At 28.6% G+C, this 3,092-nt stretch carries 4 protein-coding genes; 3 read left to right on the top strand and 1 reads right to left on the bottom strand.

The features are described from left to right. From MR593_RS07330 to MR593_RS07320, 3 genes are all read left to right on the top strand, one after another. Positions 1–899 (top strand): helix-turn-helix transcriptional regulator (locus MR593_RS07330; protein WP_290691430.1); only part of this gene is annotated, 899 nt, incomplete at its 5' end. A 369-nt stretch (positions 900–1,268) separates the two neighbouring features. Further along, complete coding sequence (locus MR593_RS07325; protein ID WP_290691428.1) at positions 1,269–1,682, top strand: peptide deformylase; 414 nt, start codon at positions 1,269–1,271, stop codon at positions 1,680–1,682. Between the two features lie 146 nt (positions 1,683–1,828). Further along, positions 1,829–2,626: a hypothetical protein gene (locus tag MR593_RS07320; protein WP_290691426.1), complete on the top strand. Its 798-nt coding sequence runs from the start codon at positions 1,829–1,831 to the stop codon at positions 2,624–2,626. A gap of 65 nt (positions 2,627–2,691) precedes the next feature. Here MR593_RS07320 and MR593_RS07315 read toward each other — a convergent pair. After that, the coding region (locus tag MR593_RS07315; RefSeq protein ID WP_290691423.1) for an MATE family efflux transporter at positions 2,692–3,092 on the bottom strand (401 nt) is incomplete at its 5' end.

The raw sequence follows: 3,092 nt of genomic DNA, 5'->3' as shown, positions 1-3,092 counted from the left end.
AATACGATAATAGAGAAAGGATATTATATATGATAAAAGTAGTAAATTCTTATAGTGAAAATGCAAAAGAGCTTTATGATAATTGTAATTTGTATTATAACGAGAATATATTTATAGCTGAATATAATTTTCCAAATAAAGATGAGGTTAAATGTAGAATTCACAGCCATGATGAATATGAATTTTTTGTTCCTTATACTCCAGTACCTTTTCTAGTAAACGAAGATAGTATATTTTTCGGAGAGAGAGGATATATTTATCCAGCTAAAAGTAATTCAAATCACGGCATAAAATACGGTCTTTCTAATGTAGAATATACAGATGTTCTCGTAAAAAAGGAGTATTTAGACAAAATAATGAACGAATTAAATTGTTCAGATGAGATATTTAATCATCCTATATATTTATCAAGGGAATTGAAGTTTTATTTACATATTTTTGAGCAAGAATTTCTAAAAAACGATCAAAAGGATTTAGTCAAACTAGATATGGTTGCAAATCTTTTTTGTAGAGAATTAATTAGTGGAAGCTTAAATAAGGATATCAATATTTTTAAAGAAAAACAAAGCTATCAAAAGGGAATTTATTTAGTTGCAGATTTTATAAATCATAATTATGATAGAGAAATAAAAATAGAAGAAATGGCAGAATTAGCAGGTTTGTCAAAAAATTACTTTGGCTTTGCATTTAAAAAAGCCTTAGGTGAAACTCCACATTCCTATTTAATAAAAATAAGAATATCAAAGGCAAAGGTCCTTTTAGAGTCTACAGATTATTCTTTAAGTGAAATAGCTCACAAAGTTGGATTTAAAAAGGCGAGCTCGTTTACATCTCAATTTAAGGCATCTACAGGTATGCTACCATCTAAGTATAGAGAATATAGTAGAAAGGACTACTAAATTTATAATTTAATACGCGTTAAAAAAGTTCTTTTGATTTATTATAAAGAGCTTTTTTTATTGCCATTATAAGCATACTTAGTCCATTGTGTATATATTTAACAACTTTGTGATACAGGTTTTATAATAATTAGGAAACATGTTATTATATAGATAATAGTAATTTCAAGGGTTATATTATTTTATAGGTATAACTCTTTTGTTTTAATGTTACAAATTAAAAATAAAAATCGAAAATCAATAACTCTTCAAGATTGTAGGTAAATACACCATAACTGCAAAAAACACTATCACAAAGTTGTTAAATATAATTACAATGGTAAGGGTTGTGATATATTGGATCTTTAGTATAAAGGGGAGGATGAAAAAATGATAAAACCAATTGTAAAAGATATACTATTTTTAGAGCAAAAATCAGAGCCAGCGACAAAGGACGATGCAGGAGTTATTCAGGATTTAATAGATACATTAAAGGCGAATATAAACGGATGCGTGGGACTAGCGGCAAACATGATAGGTGTTAAAAAACGCATATTGGTATTTGCTGTAGGCGGCTCAATCATAGTTCCTATGGTAAATCCAGTTATAATAAAAAAAGAAAATCCATACGAAACAGAGGAAAGCTGCTTATCTTTAACCGGCTCAAGAAAAACTACTAGATATGAAACTATAGAAGTCAAATACCTCGATGCGAAATTCAACGAGAAGCAACAGGTGTTTAAAGGCTTTGTTGCACAGATTATCCAACATGAGATGGATCATTTTGAGGGAATTATAATTTAAAAATACAATGAAAAAGTTACCAGTTGCAAGAACTAACTGGTAACTTTTTTGAGTGTATACAACATAATACTTAAGGAATATAGTAAAATAAATATATACCAAAAATTAACATGTATAGGAATTATAAGAAAAGGAGAGGATTACATATGAAAGCAATTTCTAAAAAAATTATATCTATATTTCTTACATTGGCGATAGTGATTTCTAGTGTTGTATTTTTAAATACTACAGAAGCAGATGCCGCAACTAGTTGTATCAAAAGATTTAAAGTCAATACAACATACAAATACGATTTAGATGGAAACAAAAGCAAGGAAAAAATTAAATTCACTAGAAGTAAAATAAATTCTAATGATTATAAAATTAAATTATACATAAATGGAAAATACGTAACATATGTAGAAGCTAGTTACTATGAATCAGATGAAGTTCGTTTATTTGATTTTTATTCAAAGGACAAGAGCAAGGAAATATATATACAAGGATATTATACAGCTAAAATAGTAAAATACAACAAAGGTAAATATGTTATAAAGACTATATCAGAGAGTCCTTTTCTTGATTCGTATAACAGTAGTACTGGTATAGTAAGAATATATAGAATGTTTGATGATCAAGTTTTAATGAATGGTATTTCTGAATATAAGGTTTCAGGATATACCATAACAAAGCAACCTATAAATTACGGTAGAAATCCAGATATGCTGACAATAAGATATAAGGCTTTAAAAGATATCAAGGCATACAAAAATCCAGGTTCTTCAACAGTTGCATTTAAAATCAAAAAAGGCGATATAGTATATGCAAATGCTACATATTCAAAGGGTTCTAGTAAATATATAAGATTTAGAAATACTTCAGATAAATACGGTTGGGTTAAGGTTTCATCAATTTCAAAGGTTCCTACAAGTATGTTTAAAAATATAGGATATCCTATGTATTAAATTAAATAAATATATAAAAGGGTCTATATAAAAATAAATTTTCGTTTTTAGATAGACCCTTCATATTATAAAACTTTATTTTCCTCAGCGTCTTTCAACGAATTTTTTTCAGCAGACAGCTTCTTAGACAAGATAACAAAATAAACAACACACAAAGCAATCTGCACAAGTGTAGAAGCCGGAATAGCAAGCCCCACCTTAAATAAAGATACAGGCTCCAATTTACTCATAAAATAAGAAACAGGAATTCTAATGCAGAAAGCGACGACTATCCCCTGAATCATAACAAAAGTAGTTTGTCCACAACCGTTAAAATATCCGACCATAGAGAACATAATCGCAGTGAATAAGCAGTCTACTCCATAAGCCTTTAAGTAATCCCAAGATGCCATGACAACATCCTCTTCTGTAGAGAATAATCCTGAAAGTAGGTTTCCATGGAATACTGAGAAGTAGAACATGAAAA

It is taken from the genome of Intestinibacter sp. (genome assembly GCF_022780145.1).
In the GTDB taxonomy this organism is placed as follows: Bacteria; Bacillota; Clostridia; order Peptostreptococcales; family Peptostreptococcaceae; genus Intestinibacter.
Note: the sequence above shows the minus strand (reverse complement) of the source record. Positions and strands in the feature narration are given on the sequence as shown.

Bases quoted from the DNA above. Each gene is read 5' to 3' on its own strand.
- MR593_RS07325 (WP_290691428.1), top strand. From the start codon at position 1,269: ATGATAAAACCAATTGTAAAAGATATACTATTTTTAGAGCAAAAATCA.
- MR593_RS07320 (WP_290691426.1), top strand. From the start codon at position 1,829: ATGAAAGCAATTTCTAAAAAAATTATATCTATATTTCTTACATTGGCG.